The 14,658-nt window shown below is 54.7% G+C and carries 14 protein-coding genes; 9 read left to right on the forward strand and 5 right to left on the reverse strand.

The genetic code is table 11. The annotated features are described in order from the left end of the window. The first annotated feature begins 65 nt into the window (after window positions 1-65). The 9 genes from pyrB (at window position 66) to Dpoa569_RS17800 (ending at window position 8,276) form a co-directional block, all read left to right on the forward strand. Complete coding sequence (pyrB, locus tag Dpoa569_RS17760) at window positions 66-1,001, forward strand: aspartate carbamoyltransferase (RefSeq protein WP_042868125.1); 936 nt, start codon at window positions 66-68, stop codon at window positions 999-1,001. Between the two features lie 16 nt (window positions 1,002-1,017). Then, window positions 1,018-1,482, forward strand: a complete 465-nt coding sequence (pyrI, locus tag Dpoa569_RS17765) for an aspartate carbamoyltransferase regulatory subunit (RefSeq protein WP_042868124.1) — start codon at window positions 1,018-1,020, stop codon at window positions 1,480-1,482. A gap of 114 nt (window positions 1,483-1,596) precedes the next feature. After that, complete coding sequence (gene ridA / locus Dpoa569_RS17770; RefSeq protein WP_042868122.1) at window positions 1,597-1,983, forward strand: 2-iminobutanoate/2-iminopropanoate deaminase; 387 nt, start codon at window positions 1,597-1,599, stop codon at window positions 1,981-1,983. Between the two features lie 429 nt (window positions 1,984-2,412). Further along, window positions 2,413-2,913: a hypothetical protein gene (locus Dpoa569_RS17775; RefSeq protein ID WP_042868120.1), complete on the forward strand. Its 501-nt coding sequence runs from the start codon at window positions 2,413-2,415 to the stop codon at window positions 2,911-2,913. Between the two features lie 478 nt (window positions 2,914-3,391). Continuing rightward, complete coding sequence (locus Dpoa569_RS17780) at window positions 3,392-4,111, forward strand: isopentenyl transferase family protein (RefSeq protein ID WP_042868118.1); 720 nt, start codon at window positions 3,392-3,394, stop codon at window positions 4,109-4,111. A gap of 196 nt (window positions 4,112-4,307) precedes the next feature. Then, window positions 4,308-5,747, forward strand: a complete 1,440-nt coding sequence (locus Dpoa569_RS17785; protein WP_042868116.1) for a circularly permuted type 2 ATP-grasp protein — start codon at window positions 4,308-4,310, stop codon at window positions 5,745-5,747. Then, window positions 5,741-6,670 carry an alpha-E domain-containing protein gene (locus Dpoa569_RS17790; RefSeq protein WP_042868114.1) on the forward strand — a complete coding sequence of 310 codons (930 nt, stop codon included), beginning with the start codon at window positions 5,741-5,743 and terminating at the stop codon, window positions 6,668-6,670. The genes Dpoa569_RS17785 and Dpoa569_RS17790 overlap by 7 nt, the downstream gene beginning before the upstream one ends. Next, window positions 6,667-7,485: a transglutaminase family protein gene (locus Dpoa569_RS17795; protein WP_042868111.1), complete on the forward strand. Its 819-nt coding sequence runs from the start codon at window positions 6,667-6,669 to the stop codon at window positions 7,483-7,485. Before Dpoa569_RS17790 ends, Dpoa569_RS17795 begins: the two co-directional genes overlap by 4 nt. A 56-nt stretch (window positions 7,486-7,541) precedes the next feature. Further along, on the forward strand, window positions 7,542-8,276 hold the full coding sequence (locus Dpoa569_RS17800; protein WP_042868108.1) for a proteasome-type protease: 735 nt from the start codon (window positions 7,542-7,544) through the stop codon (window positions 8,274-8,276). 97 nt (window positions 8,277-8,373) lie between these two features. Here the strand turns inward: Dpoa569_RS17800 and Dpoa569_RS17805 are convergent, their stop codons facing one another. The 5 genes from Dpoa569_RS17805 to Dpoa569_RS17825 all read right to left on the reverse strand — a co-directional run bounded on the left by Dpoa569_RS17805 (window position 8,374) and on the right by Dpoa569_RS17825 (window position 14,358). After that, complete coding sequence (locus Dpoa569_RS17805) at window positions 8,374-9,981, reverse strand: ABC transporter ATP-binding protein (RefSeq protein ID WP_042868105.1); 1,608 nt, start codon at window positions 9,979-9,981, stop codon at window positions 8,374-8,376. Beyond that, on the reverse strand, window positions 9,974-10,795 hold the full coding sequence (locus Dpoa569_RS17810; protein WP_042868102.1) for an ABC transporter permease: 822 nt from the start codon (window positions 10,793-10,795) through the stop codon (window positions 9,974-9,976). The genes Dpoa569_RS17805 and Dpoa569_RS17810 overlap by 8 nt, the downstream gene beginning before the upstream one ends. A gap of 27 nt (window positions 10,796-10,822) precedes the next feature. Then, the gene (locus tag Dpoa569_RS17815) at window positions 10,823-11,821 is read right to left on the reverse strand and encodes an ABC transporter permease (RefSeq protein WP_128569657.1); all 999 of its coding nucleotides are present in this window, start codon (window positions 11,819-11,821) and stop codon (window positions 10,823-10,825) included. A gap of 16 nt (window positions 11,822-11,837) precedes the next feature. Beyond that, entirely contained in the window at window positions 11,838-13,379 is a 1,542-nt protein-coding gene (locus Dpoa569_RS17820) for an ABC transporter substrate-binding protein (RefSeq protein ID WP_042868098.1), read from the reverse strand. Between the two features lie 70 nt (window positions 13,380-13,449). Further along, the gene (locus Dpoa569_RS17825) at window positions 13,450-14,358 is read right to left on the reverse strand and encodes a homocysteine S-methyltransferase family protein (protein WP_042868096.1); all 909 of its coding nucleotides are present in this window, start codon (window positions 14,356-14,358) and stop codon (window positions 13,450-13,452) included. Window positions 14,359-14,658 lie beyond the last annotated feature (300 nt).

Below are 14,658 nucleotides of genomic sequence, written 5' to 3' on the forward strand. Positions count from 1 at the left end.
TTTTTTGTCTGTCGCCACAGCCATTCCGTTTGTTTACCGGCCATAACCGAGGGGAGCATAGCCACATGGTCAATCCGCTATATAAAAGACACATCATCTCAATCAACGATCTCAGCCGGGACGATTTGGAACTGACACTGAAGGTGGCGGCCAGCCTGAAGGCTCATCCGCAGCCGGAACTGCTGAAGCACAAAGTGATTGCCAGCTGTTTCTTTGAAGCATCCACCCGTACCCGTTTGTCGTTTGAAACCGCCATTCATCGGTTAGGGGCCTGCGTCGTTGGGTTTGCCGACAGCAGCAATACCTCGCTTGGCAAGAAAGGCGAGACGTTGTCAGATACCATTTCAGTCATCAGCAACTATGTGGACGCCATCGTAATGCGCCACCCGCAGGAAGGCGCTGCACGGCTGGCGACCGAGTTCTCCGGCGGTGTACCGGTGCTTAATGCCGGCGATGGCGCCAATCAACATCCATCCCAGACGCTGCTGGACCTGTTTACCATTCAGGAAACCCAGGGGCGCTTGAACAATATGAATATCGCCATGGTAGGCGACCTGAAGTATGGCCGCACCGTGCATTCGCTGACCCAGGCTCTGGCCAAGTTCGACGGCAACCGTTTCTACTTCATCTCCCCGGACGCGCTGGCGATGCCGGATTACATCCTCAATATGCTGCAAGAAAAAAACATCCCCTACAGTCTGCACACCAGCATCGAGGAAGTGGCGCCACAACTGGATATTCTGTATATGACCCGCGTACAGAAAGAACGGCTGGACCCGTCGGAGTACATCAACATCAAGTCGCAGTTTATTCTGCGCGCCGCTGACCTCGGTAACGCCCGCGACAATCTGAAAGTGCTGCACCCGCTGCCGCGCATTGATGAAATCACCACAGATGTGGACAGCACGCCCTACGCCTACTACTTCCAACAGGCAGGCAACGGCATTTACGCGCGTCAGGCTCTGCTGGCGTTGGTATTGAACAGCGAACTGGTTCTGTGAGAGAGGAACAGACAACATGACTCACGACAATAAATTACAGGTAGAAGCCATCAAACGCGGCACCGTGATCGACCATATTCCGGCACAGATTGGCTTCAAATTACTGACGCTATTCAAGCTGACCGCCACCGATCAGCGCATTACCATTGGACTCAACCTGCCCTCCAGGCATCTGGGCCGCAAAGATCTCATCAAGATTGAAAACATCTTTCTGACCGAAGAACAGGCCAACCAACTGGCGATGTACGCACCGCAAGCCACCGTCAATCAGATTGACAATTATGAAGTGGTGCGCAAGCTGCACCCGCAATTGCCGTCACACATCGAAGGCGTCCTGACTTGCCCCAACACCAACTGCATCAGCCGTAGCGAACCTGTCAGTTCATCCTTCGGCGTAAAACAGCGCGGCGATGATGTGCAACTGAAGTGTAAATACTGCGAGAAAGAGTTTGAGCGCCAGGCCGTGTTGAACAGCCATTGATACGCGGCGGCCATCAGTAAAACGCCGTCGATTGGCTTGCAGCATTGGCCTGACGGCGAGCTTTTTGGAATAATGCCGAAAGTCGCATCGTTTCAGACACAATCAGGAGAAAATATGTCACGCATTATCAGCACAGAACAGGCTCCAGCCGCCATCGGCCCTTATGTTCAGGGCGTTGACCTGGGCAGCATGATCATCACCTCCGGTCAGATCCCGGTAGACCCGAAAACCGGTCTGGTGCCGGACGACATCACCGCGCAGGCTCGCCAGTCGCTGGCAAACGTGAAAGCCATCGTGGAAGCGGCCGATCTGAAAGTAAGCAACATCGTCAAAACCACCGTGTTCGTAAAAGATCTGAACGACTTCGCCACAGTGAACGCCGCCTATGAAGCGTTCTTCACCGAGCATAACGCGCCGTTTCCGGCCCGCTCTTGTGTGGAAGTGGCGCGCCTGCCGAAAGACGTGAAGATCGAGATCGAAGCTATCGCGGTACGCAGCTAGTCCCCGTCAGCATTGCAGCAGCGACGACAGATTGCGAATATCCTCATTGCTTCATAGAAAACCCCGGTTTAATGCCGGGGTGATTTTTGATCTGACCCGCTGATTTTTTCTGCTGCCAAAAATCTTTTTCCTGAATTACTGCCAGACCAGATGCTGTTTTACCCCGTAAATAACAGCACAGTCAGTTATAATAAAAACAACGGTATTTATTTCGGCCCGCTGAATAGCTCAACTATTTATATCGTTACTCTATTAACTAACGAAGTTTTGCTCAGTAAACTCACATAAAAAAAATTTCTACGATACAAAACATCTGCTTTTAACGCTGCCATAAGATAAACCAATGTAGGAAAATTCCTATATATCAGCAGGGAAATATTAGCGTTAATCTCGTGCCAACATGAAATCAAACACGAGAGACGATATATCATGAGCGTGATAAAAACACAGGCAAAAAATATCAGAACCCTCCCAACCCATAAGTTCAAACCCAATTTAATTGAGCGTATCGCAATAGCCGAGGCGCTATCCTATGAATATTTATCTCTTTTACCTTTAGCCAACACACTCATTAGCAAAGAGATATCCATATCATGGAAGGAAGTTATTATTTTTATGGGTGATGATAATATTAATTTCACAATTAAAAATATTGGAAAATATAAAGTAGAAGGAGTGATAACCTCATCACATGGTTATTTTGATGAGATTTCATCATCTACAGAAAAAAGAAAAATAACTTTACATCGCCTGCCTCTAAACAAAAAAATTTCTTATAAAAAAAACAGTAACGTATGGTGTTTTTGTTTGCCAGGGAAAATGTACAACAGCAAGTTAGATATTTATGGAAAATGGCGAGATGGTTTATATGAACATTTAAACCGTATTATGACTGGTTTTTTGCACACAAGAAAAGCTACCGTATTCTAAATATTCGTGCTGCCGGGCAGATGGTCGGCATGTTGAACAACGCCACGCATTGGTCCCTTTAGGGCAAGGCTGATTCGAGCCTTGTCACGCGGCAAGTGAGTGGCAAATTCGTTGGGCACGAATGTGACCAGCCAACGGCTGGCCTCCGGTGATAGTCCGGTAATAGACAGGCTGTCTCTCATTTCATCCCGATGAGCTTATTACTCAGACCAGTGATTCTGGCGAGCGACAACGCTGCCGGAAGCAGCCTCACAGAGGCAAGGCACAAGGATGTGCCGAGTAATACCTGCAATGTAAAGTATGGCGGGTATAACGCAGCGAATCTCCGCTGATTGACATAACAAGAACCTAATCGACTTACATCGTTTTAAACGTTACTGACAAAAAACAGCACCACAGGGCCGAGGAATCCAGCCAGCGCACTAGCGTGCCTGAAATATGGCGGATATATCAGATAGAATTGTCTAAAGGAGAGCATATGAATACGGTACTTTATCTTTTGTGGGGTGTGACATCCATGGGAAAAACATCCTATTCAGTCATGCTTGCAAAAAAATATGGTTTACCTGTGATTGCACTGGACAGGTTTCAAGGGTATCCAGAGATTATGACCGGGAGTGGCGCGCCTGACCATAGTGAATTACAGGGGACAGAAAGGATATATATTACCCCATCAAGAAATCTGATTGAAAAGGTTGTATCTCCGGAGGAGGCTCATCATATTCTTAAACAAAAAACATCCATATCATTAGCAAAACACCCAAGTATTATCATTGAAGGCGGCTCAGTATCATTACTGAAAAACATGATCTCTGATTATTACTGGACATCTTTCTCATGGCGAATAAAAAAATTCCTCATCCCATCCCAAAAAGATTTTATCGAAAGAGCAAAAAAAAGAGTATCCATGATGGTCTATCCTAAAAACGACAGACCCTCAATACTACAAGAAACCAGTATTTTCTTTAGGAAACATCATACCGTGGAACCATTAGCAGATATTGATGGCTATCGTATAATAATTCAGTACTGTAAGGAAAATAATATAAATTATGATTCTCTTGATAAACTCCCGGACCATGAAAAAGATAATATAACTAATCTGATTACACATGAGTATTATGAACATGCCTTATGGCAGGAAAAGAGCTTCCCTGGGTTCCCTCCTTCATGGTCATGGGTAATGTTACAGGATTAACCCTTCAAATATTCTGGTCATCATAATCTGGCAGCGCTTCGCTTCATCACCTCGCTATAGCGCAACCTTCAGGATAATTTGCACCACCATGGTGCGAATTATCCTTATTCTTAGCGATAAGTAGCTCATTTACCACGCTGGCACGCTTCCTGCATTTCCGTTGTATCCTCCCTCAAACGGAATGCAAAGGATGACAATGATAAAAATGACGCTTCCGACCGCGCCTTACTACGATGAAATGCTCAACGCAGAAGGCAGGCAACGCCAGCACTACGACGCTTACTGGCAATGGTTGCAGCAGACCGACCAGTACGCTATCCGCCAGAAGAAAGAGCAGGCGGAATTACTGTTTCACCGGGTGGGAATTACTTTTAATGTCTACGGCGAAGAAGGCGGCACCGAACGCCTGATCCCCTTTGACAGTGTGCCGCGCATTATTCCAGCTCATGAATGGAAAATGCTGGACCTCGGCATTCGCCAGCGGGTCAAGGCGCTCAACGCCTTCCTTTATGATATCTATCACCAGCAGCACATTCTCAACGCCGGCATCGTTCCCCGTGAACAGGTACTGGCCAACGACCAATACCAGCCTTGTATGCAGGGTATTGATCTGCATAACAACATCTATGCGCACATCACCGGTATCGATATGGTGCGCAATAGCGACGGTCACTATTACGTACTGGAAGACAACCTGCGCACACCATCCGGGGTTTCCTACATGCTGGAGAACCGCAAAATGATGATGCGCCTCTATCCGGACCTGTTCGCCAGCCAACACATTGCGCCGGTGGAGCGTTACCCCAGTTATTTGTTGCAGACGCTGCGGGAAAGCACCCACATTGACGACCCAACGGTGGTAGTGATGACGCCGGGCCGCTTCAACAGCGCCTACTTCGAGCACAGCTTCCTCGCCCAACAAATGGGGGTAGAACTGGTGGAAAGCGCGGATCTGTTTGTCAAAGAAGGCGCCGTGTATATGCGCACCACCGAAGGTCCGTGCCGGGTAGATGTCATCTATCGTCGCATTGACGATGCCTTTCTTGACCCGCTGGCGTTCCGTGCCGATTCGATGCTCGGCGTGCCAGGATTGCTGTCGGTATACCGCGCAGGCGGCGTGGTACTGGCGAATGCAATCGGTACCGGCGTGGCAGATGACAAATCCATCTACCCTTACGTACCGGAGATGATCCGTTTTTACCTGTCTGAGGAGCCTATTCTCGGCAATATCCCCACCTGGCAGTGCCGCAAACCGGACGATCTCAGCTACGTGCTGGCCCATCTCGACAGCATGGTGGTGAAAGAGGTCCACGGCGCAGGAGGCTACGGTATGTTGGTCGGTCCCAAATCCACCCGCCAGCAAATCGACGATTTCCGTCAACGGCTGCTGGCCAACCCCGGCAACTACATCGCTCAGGATACGCTGGCGCTCTCCACCTGCCCGACATTCGTCGAGGAAGGACTGGCCCCGCGTCATATCGACCTGCGCCCGTTTGTGCTGTATGGCGAGGAGATCCGGCTGGTACCCGGCGGTCTGACCCGCGTAGCACTGACGGAAGGCTCGCTGGTGGTGAATTCCTCGCAAGGCGGCGGCACTAAAGACACCTGGGTGATGGAGGAGGACGAATCATGCTAAGCCGTACTGCCAGCGAACTTTACTGGATGGCCCGTTATCTGGAACGGGCAGAGAGCGTCGCCCGCGTGCTGGACGTCACCTACAAACTGTCGATGATGCCGCGCCACAGCCAGCAGCAGCATGATCTGGCGCTGCCGCTCAACCTGACGTTCACCCATGATCTGTTTCAGCAGCGCTACGCCCGCTTCACCATGAACAATCTGCTGAACTTCTTCGCATTGGATAGCCATAACCCCAGCAGCATCTACAGTTGCATCGAAATGGCGTGGAACAATGCGCACGCGGTGCGTGGCAGCCTGTCATCCGAGGTGTGGGAGTGCATCAACACCACCCGCATCGACATCCGCAATCTGCGCCAGTCCGGTGTTGATAAGATAGGCATCGACGCCTTTTTCGACTGGGTGAAAGAGCGCGCGCATCTGTTTCGCGGCGCGATGTTCGGCACCCTGCTGCGTAACGACGCCCAATGTTTTATTCGTATCGGTACCTTGATCGAACGGTCGTTCGCTACCGCCCAGCTACTGACCATCAAGGATCAGCAACTCAATAACGACCTGGACCCGGTGCGCGAATACTACCGGCTCGATACCCTGCTGCGTGCGGTGAGCGCCCGCGAAGCCTACCACAGCATCTATCGCCAGCCCATCAGCCGGGAAACCGTCACCGAACTGCTGGTATTGCGCAATGACGTACCGCGTTCGCTACATGCCTGCGTGGGCGATCTGGTGCAACAACTGGAGATGATCGGCAGCGAAAGAGCACGCATCCCACAGCGGCTGGCGCATCTGCTGCACGTAGAACTGCGCTTCGGTTCGCTCGACGACATACTGGCCGATGACCTGCAACACTACCTCAACCGTTTCCTCACCAAAATCAACGAACTGGCTGACAGTATTCGTCATACCTATCTGGAGGCGCTATGAAACTGACCATCAATCACCTGACCCACTATCGTTACGATGAAGAGGTGAAATTCAGCACCCAGTACCTGCGACTGACGCCGCAAAGCTCTGCCCGCCAGCATATTCGGGAGTGGAAACTGACGCTGCCCACGCCCGCCGTCGCCACCACCGATGCTTACGGCAATCTGATGCATGTGTTGACGCTGGATAACCCGCATCACGATATTCTGATCCACGCTCAGGGTGTGGTGGAAATCGCCGATAATGCAGAAGAGACATGGGAGGGGGAGGATGGACTGTCACCACTGGTGTTTTTACGCAGCACTGCGCTGACTGAAGCGGATGAGGCGATCCGGACCTTCGCCCAGCGCTATTATCAGGAAGCTGACCCCGTCAGCAGCCTGGAAACGTTGATGGCGGAATTACAGCTGAAAATGCCGTATACTCCCGGCGCAACGCAAGTGCAAGATACGGCCTGCGTCGCGTTTGCCAAAGGCAAAGGTGTTTGTCAGGATCACACCCATGTATTTCTGGCCTGCTGCCGCAGCCTGCGCATTCCAGCGCGTTACGTCAGCGGTTATGTCTATAGCCGGGATACCACGCATGTCGCTATGCACGCCTGGGCTGAGGTGTGGCTCAACGAGCGCTGGCACAGTTTTGACATCACCAACAACACCCGCAAGCTCAATCAGCATTTGCGCCTTGCGGTAGGGATGGATTATCTGGATGCCTGCCCGGTGCGCGGCAGCCGCCTTGGCGGCGGATGTGAAGAGATGTTCTCAGAGGCGGCGGTAAGCCTGTTCGTACGCCAGCAACAGGTGCAACAGCAGCAGTGACGAGAACGATGGTTCCTGTTTTCGTTTAGTCGGTAAAATCGCTAAAAAGGTACTGTATGACCTACTGTGTGGCCATGCGTCTGTCTGACGGGCTGGTTTTTGCTTCCGACTCCCGCACCAATGCGGGGGTTGATCACATTGCGACCTTCAGAAAGCTTCATGTATTCCATCAGGAAGGGGAACGGGTTTTGGTTATCCAGTCGGCGGGCAATCTTGCTACGACCCAAAGCATCATCAGCCTGCTCAAAGCGCGTATCCACGCCCAGCACACGCCCAACCTGATGCAAACCAGTACGTTGTATGAAGCCGCCACACTGGTGGGTGAAACCGTGCGCGAGGTTATCCACCGCGACAGTCTGGCCCAGCAAAGCGGCAGCACCACCAATTTTGGCTGCAACCTGTTGCTCGGCGGCCAGATTGGCGATGAAGCCCCCCGGCTATTCCATATCTACCCGGAAGGGAATTTCATTGAAGCCACTGCCGATACGCCCTATTTCCAGATAGGCGAAAGCAAATACGGCAAGCCGATTATCGACCGGGTGCTAACGGTAGATACCCCGCTGGAACAGGCGATGTGCTGTGCACTGATTTCGATTGACTCAACATTGCGCAGCAACCTGTCGGTCGGCTTGCCGCTGGATGTGATGATATACCGTGCTGGCAGCTTTGATATCAGCGAACAGCGCCGCATCACCGAAAACGACCCTTACTTCATCGTCATTCGTAAAGCCTGGTCGGAAGGGCTGCTGAACACCTTCCGGCAGTTGCCGCCGTTTCCGGCACAAGAGTAAAGTACCGCCGAAACCGCGATCCTCAATATCTCTGGTGTCATACCGGGTACTTGCCCGGTATGAACGGATGATACGCTTATACCCACCACGTATTTGATTACGGCAATACCGCGCTTTGGTTAGCCATCACATCCCGCAGCCAGTCGCAGCGCATTTCCGGCACCGCCAGCAGCAGTTGCTGCGTGTAGTCGTCCAGTGGCGGCGACAGCGCTTGCATCACTGGTCCCTGCCGGACAATATGACCATGACGCAGCACCGCCACGGTGTCGGCCACTTCGCGCACCACATGCAAATCATGGGTGATGAACAGGTAGGCGACGCCGGTTTCCTGCTGAATCTGGCGCAGCAGCGCGAGCACGTCACGGGCCACCAGCGGGTCAAGCGCGGAGGTTGGCTCGTCGCAGATGATAAGCGACGGCTGCGCCGCCAGCGCACGGGCAATACAGACCCGCTGTTTTTGACCGCCAGACAGCGCAGTGGGATAACGCTGCGCCATCTCCGCAGGCAATCCAACCTGATGCAGCAAGTCACTGACGCGTAAACGTCGTGCGGCGGCGTCAAGTTCGGTCAGGCACACCATCGACCGTTCAATCTGCACGCCGACTGGCAGACGCGGATTGAGCGCGGTGTCCGGGTGCTGGTGAATCATCTGGATCGATCGCAATTGAGCACGAGTGCGCTGCGCCAGTTTCGGCGGCAACGCGTCGCCATTGAGCCGAATCTCGCCGCCTGCTGGCTCCAGCAGGCCACACAGGGTTCGCCCCAGCGTCGATTTGCCGGAACCGGATTCACCGATCACCGCCAGCGTACGCCCACGCGCCAGCTGTAGCGACACATCCTGCAACACCGGTTGCTGTTGGTAACGTGCGCCAAGATGGCGGACATCCAACAGCAGGTCGTCTGTTGCCGGTTGCGGCGCTTTGGGTTCACCGCGTGCCTGTAACAGTTCGCGGGTATACGTTTCAGTTGGGTTTGCCAACAGCGACGCCGTGTCGCCGATCTCTACCTGACGGCCATGGCGCAACACCATGATGCGGTGGCTGAGTTGCACCACCACCGCCAGATCATGACTGATATACAACGCGGCCACGCCGGTCAGGCGGATAATCTCATCAATCGCATTGAGCACCCCCAATTGGGTGGTGACATCCAGCGCGGTGGTCGGTTCGTCAAAAATAATCAAATCGGGACCGGCACACATCGCCATCGCCATCATCGCGCGCTGCAACTGCCCGCCGGATACCTGATGCGGATAACGCTGGAAGAAGGTTTGCGGCTCCGGCAACGACAGTTGGGTAAACAGTTCGATTGCCCGTGCAATCGCCTGCCGGCGCGACAGCACGCCATGACGCACCGCGGCTTCAATCACCTGTTCGCCGATACGCTGCGCCGGGTTGAACGAGGCGCTGGCGGACTGCGCCACATACGCGATGCGCGCACCGCGCACCCGGCGTAGCTGCCGCTCTGATAACGTCGCCAGATCGCTGCTGTTATCGCCGCACTGAAACCAGATGTGCCCACTTTCGATACGCATTCCATGGCGACAGTGACCGAGAATCGCCTGGCCGATAGTGGACTTACCGGCGCCGGATTCACCAATCAACCCCAGTACTTCCCCTTTATTGAGGGTAAAGTTGATGTCCTGCACCAGTGCCCGACCGCCCGCTGTTACGCACAACTGTTCAACCCGCAGCAACTCACTCATGATGGCCTCCGCGCCAGTTGCGCCCGTCACGGCTTAGCAGCCAGTCGGCCACCACATTGAGCGACACCGCCAGCAGAGCAATGGCCGCCCCCGGCACCAACGCCGCCCACACGCCAAACAGAATGCCGTCTTTGTTATCGCGCGCCAGCCCGCCCCAGTCGGCGGTCGGCGGCTGAATCCCTAATCCCAGAAACGACAGCGCCGACAGGAACAGCAAAATAAAGATAAAACGCAGTGCAAACTCCGCCACCAGCATGTTGCGCGCATTCGGCAAAATCTCGCGCCACAGAATCCAGCCCATCGACTCGCCGCGCAGCCGCGCCACCTCAATGAACTCCTGGGTGGCGATATCCACCGCCAGCGAACGCGCTACCCGCAGCACACGGGTGGCTTCCAGCACGCCCAGCACCAGAATGATGATAAAGGTACTTTTCGGCAGCATCGCCAACACCACCAACGCCAGAATCAGCGTCGGGATCGCCATCAGCACATCGTTGATGCGTGAAATCAGTTGATCGACCCAGCCGCCGCATACCCCAGCCCAAAAACCCAGCCCGGCTCCCAGCACAAACGCCAGTGCTGCCGCCAGCGCAGTCACCGCCAGCGAGGTACGCGTTCCCCAAATCAAACGGGAAAACAGGTCACGACCGATATTGTCGGTGCCGAGCCACGCCTGCGGCATCGGGCCCAACCAGGCGCCGCCAACCACCTTATCGACCGGGTAAGGCGCAATCCAGGGCGCCAACAGCGCCACGCCAATAAACAGGCCCAGCCCCAGCAAGCCGAGTACTACGGAAGGTTTCACAGCAGGCATGTACAGATATCCATTCAGTTGACGGCATTACCGCCGGGCATGGCGCAGACGTGGATTCGCCATCAGCGATACCACATCCGCCAGCAGATTAAGCAGGATGTAAATCGTCGCCAGCACCAGCGCGCAGCCCTGAATCACCGGCATGTCGCGTTTACTGATGCTATCGACCATGTACTGCCCAAGCCCAGGGTAAACAAACACGCTTTCGACGATCACCACGCCTACCATCAGGTAGGCGAGATTAAGCACAATCACATTGATGATCGGTCCCCAGGCGTTAGGCAGTACGTGGCGCAGCAGAATAGCCGAAGGCGACACCCCTTTCAGCAATGCCGTATCGACATAGGCCGCATTTTGAGCGCTGATTAGCGCCGCACGGGTCATGTTGCTCATGTGCCCCAGCACCGCCAGCACCAGCGTCAGGCACGGCAGCGCGATGGCGGTCAAATGTGCGCCGAGCGGCATAGCGTTGCTGATGCTGCTGTTGCTTGGCAGCCAGAACAGGGTGATGGAAAAAATCAGAATCAGCAGATAGCCGGAGAAAAACTCCGGCAACGCCACCGCGACACGGGCAAACAGATTGAGCAGCCGATCCAGCCAACTGCCCTGATAACGCACCGACAGGAAGCCTATCAGCAGCGCCAGCGGCACTGCCACCGCCGCCGTGCACCCGGCCAGAAACAGCGTATTTTCAAGCCGCCAGGCCAGCACCGGCGCAATCGCCCGACGGCTGGTAAAGCTCTGGCCGAAATCGCCGCCGATCACGCCCCACAGCCAGCCGATATAACGGGAAAACGCGGGTTGATCCAACCCCAGTTGGGCATTGAGCGCCCGCACCGCTTCCGGCGTCGCCGTCTGTCCCAGAATGGCGGTGGCGGCATTGCCCGGCAACAGTTGGATACCGACGAAAATCAGCGCCGATACGACAGCTACCATCGCTACCCCCGCCAGCAAACGCCGCAGGATCAACGTCAACAACGGGTAACGGTCAGCCCAGTGATAAAGCCCCGTCCATCGGTGAAACATCGTCACGTTACCTGCCTCAGGCCAGCCACACTTTTTCCGCTGCACGGTTGCCGCTCAGCGGGAAGCCCGGAATGGCATTCAATCCCTTCACGTTGGTACTGCAGGCGTCAAGCGCGTCGGCGTACAGCGGAATGATTTCGCTGCTGTTGTCCACCAGCATCACCTGAATATCGTGATAGATCTGACGGCGCTTATCTTCGTTGACTTCACCACGCGCCGCACGCACCAACTGATCGAAAGAATCGTTCTTCCAGGCTGATTCGTTCCACGGTGCCTGACTGGTGAACACCAGCGACAGCAACGCGTCGGCAGTCGGACGTACCGACCAGTTGGAGGAGACAAACGGTTTTTTCATCCAGACATTGTCCCAGAAAGCATCATCCGGCTCGCGCTCCACATTGAGCGTAATACCGGCTTTCTGTGCCGACGCCTGATACAACTGACCGGCATCCACCGCGCCGGGGAAACCGGCATCAGCGACAGAGAGCGTCAGTGGGCCGCTGAAACCGGCTTTCTGCCAGTGCCATTTGGCTTTTTCCGGGTCGTACGGACGCTGGGGAATGTCTTTGGCGAAGTAACGGTTAGACGGAAAAATCGGATTGTCGTTGGCAACGCTGGCGTAGCCGCCCAACACGGTATCGATAATCTGCTGGCGATCAATCGCGTATTTCAGCGCCAGTCGGCCATCTTCATTGTTGAACGGTGCGACATTGCTCAAACCGGGGAAGGTGAAAATCTGGCTGTCACGCGAGCGTAACAGTTGCAGGGTCGGCATGTTCTGAATGCGACCGACGATGCGCGGATTGACGCGGTTGATGATATGCGCCGACCCACTCACCAGCGCCGCCACACGGGCGGTGGAGTCGTTCATTGCCAGCGTTTCGACTGAATCGACATGGCCGCGCTCGCTGTTCCAGTGATTCGGGTTGCGTTTCACCAGCGTGCGCACACCCGGCTGGAAGCTTTCCAGAATAAAAGCGCCGGTGCCGATGCCTTTGTCAAAGCTTTCGTTTTCCGGGGTAATGGCAAAGTGCACATCGCTCAGCAGCGCGATGAATTCCACGTTCGGTTCGCTCAGGCGGATGGTCACTTCATGGCTGCCGGTAGCGTCCATCGTCACCACCGGGTCGAGATAGCCTTTCACCGACGAGCTGGATTTCTCGCCACGGTGGTGATTGAGCGAGTAGATCACGTCTTTGGCGCTGAGCGTGCGGCCATCATGAAACTGCACGCCTTTGCGAATAGTCAACACCCAGGTGCGACCACCGTCTTTGCTGTCCCAGGATTCGGCCAGCGACGGCACCAGTTCGCCTTTTTCATCCAGTTCCAGCAGGTTATTAAACAGTTGGGAACCCACGAAATACATATAAGTTTCGAACCAAAATGCCGGGTCGAGACGGTCAGTGCTGGAGGCGTTATCCACCCCGACAATCAGGTGGCCACCTTTTTTCGGTTGTGCAACCGCGTCCGCTCCCCAGGCAGCGCTCAGCGGCCAGCCGGTAGTGGCCGCCGCGACGGACAGGGCGCAGGCGCTCTTAATAAAATGGCGACGATTCATATTGTGTTCCCTTCCTAGAATGCTTATCCGTTAAGGATGGTTATTATCGTTATAAAAATAACCGCCGGGATTACCCCTGACGGTTGAACGCCTGTGCCAGACGGGCGATGTGTTCCGGGCCAATGCCGCAGCAGCCGCCGACTATCGACGCCCCCTGCGCCACCCATTCCTGCGCCCATTGCAGGTAGCCTTCCGGGTGCGTATCAGTGCGCAAGCGGCTCAGTCCTTCGTTCGCGCCACGCTGGTTATCGTCAGGCTCGAAGGCATTGGCATACACGCCCACCCCCATCGCGGCAGGTTGTGCTTTCAGCGTCGCACTCGCCTGCGCCACCGCCGACGCCATCACTTCCGGGCGGCTACAGTTGAACAGCAGGTTAGCTGCCCCCAGGCGGGCGGCCTCCTGCGCGGCGGCGGCCACGGTTTCACCAGAGCGCAGGCGGGCATGACCGTCAGCATCCAGTTCATCCTGCAACGTAAATGACAGCCACAGTTCACGCGGGTCATTCGCCAGCAGTTCACGCACCAGCGCCACTTCCGCCAGCGAGCTTTGCGTTTCCGCCAGCCACACATCCACGTAGGGGTTCAGGGCATCGATCAGTGTTTTCAGAATCGGCGTCGCGGCAGCGACGTTGAACAAATCCGGACGATAAGACCCCAGCACCGGCGGCAGCGAACCGGCGACACGCACCGGGTGCGACACGGCATCCGCCGCCTGACGCGCCAGTTGCCCGGCCAGCACCGCCAGCGCCTGACCACGAGCGTTAAACTCCGCATCGCCAATATGAAAAGGCACCACGGCATAGCTGTTGGCGGTAATCACCTGCGCGCCGGCAGCAATAAAGCTGTCATGTACCTGACGCACATACTGCGGCGACTCCATCAGCGCCAGCGCCGACCACTCCGGCTGACGAAAAGGAGCACCAATGCGAGCCAGTTCACGACCCATTCCTCCGTCCAGAATCAGCACGTTGTTTGACATCGTCTTTCCTTCATCACGTCATTACGTAAAAAAATCTTCTGCCACCATACAAAAACCCCATATAGATGTCTAGATGCCTTGATAGCCAAAAGCACAGACTGTCATCAGGCCAGTGGTGGCGGGGCTGGCAGCGCACCCAGTCATTTTTGTTTATTATTTGTTCAAGACTGATTTCTCTACGATGCTCCAATTTCCTTGAGCCAGGTCAATTTTAGCGCAATAAAACTGCCCCCCCTTACAGGCGAATTCAATATATAGTGTCTATCCTTTTTCAAGAACCCACATATTGTGTTTATCCAC

The sequence above is a fragment of the Dickeya poaceiphila genome (genome assembly GCF_007858975.2).
In the GTDB taxonomy this organism is placed as follows: domain Bacteria; phylum Pseudomonadota; class Gammaproteobacteria; order Enterobacterales; family Enterobacteriaceae; genus Dickeya; species Dickeya poaceiphila.

What these genes read in the sequence shown, in the direction of transcription:
- pyrB (WP_042868125.1), top strand. Translation starts at nt 66, where the DNA reads ATGGTCAATCCGCTATATAAAAGACACATCATCTCAATCAACGATCTC.
- pyrI (WP_042868124.1), top strand. Translation starts at nt 1,018, where the DNA reads ATGACTCACGACAATAAATTACAGGTAGAAGCCATCAAACGCGGCACC.
- ridA (WP_042868122.1), top strand. Translation starts at nt 1,597, where the DNA reads ATGTCACGCATTATCAGCACAGAACAGGCTCCAGCCGCCATCGGCCCT.
- Dpoa569_RS17775 (WP_042868120.1), top strand. Translation starts at nt 2,413, where the DNA reads ATGAGCGTGATAAAAACACAGGCAAAAAATATCAGAACCCTCCCAACC.
- Dpoa569_RS17780 (WP_042868118.1), top strand. Translation starts at nt 3,392, where the DNA reads ATGAATACGGTACTTTATCTTTTGTGGGGTGTGACATCCATGGGAAAA.
- Dpoa569_RS17785 (WP_042868116.1), top strand. Translation starts at nt 4,308, where the DNA reads ATGATAAAAATGACGCTTCCGACCGCGCCTTACTACGATGAAATGCTC.
- Dpoa569_RS17790 (WP_042868114.1), top strand. Translation starts at nt 5,741, where the DNA reads ATGCTAAGCCGTACTGCCAGCGAACTTTACTGGATGGCCCGTTATCTG.
- Dpoa569_RS17795 (WP_042868111.1), top strand. Translation starts at nt 6,667, where the DNA reads ATGAAACTGACCATCAATCACCTGACCCACTATCGTTACGATGAAGAG.
- Dpoa569_RS17800 (WP_042868108.1), top strand. Translation starts at nt 7,542, where the DNA reads ATGACCTACTGTGTGGCCATGCGTCTGTCTGACGGGCTGGTTTTTGCT.
- Dpoa569_RS17805 (WP_042868105.1), bottom strand. Translation starts at nt 9,981, where the DNA reads ATGAGTGAGTTGCTGCGGGTTGAACAGTTGTGCGTAACAGCGGGCGGT.
- Dpoa569_RS17810 (WP_042868102.1), bottom strand. Translation starts at nt 10,795, where the DNA reads ATGCCTGCTGTGAAACCTTCCGTAGTACTCGGCTTGCTGGGGCTGGGC.
- Dpoa569_RS17815 (WP_128569657.1), bottom strand. Translation starts at nt 11,821, where the DNA reads ATGTTTCACCGATGGACGGGGCTTTATCACTGGGCTGACCGTTACCCG.
- Dpoa569_RS17820 (WP_042868098.1), bottom strand. Translation starts at nt 13,379, where the DNA reads ATGAATCGTCGCCATTTTATTAAGAGCGCCTGCGCCCTGTCCGTCGCG.
- Dpoa569_RS17825 (WP_042868096.1), bottom strand. Translation starts at nt 14,358, where the DNA reads ATGTCAAACAACGTGCTGATTCTGGACGGAGGAATGGGTCGTGAACTG.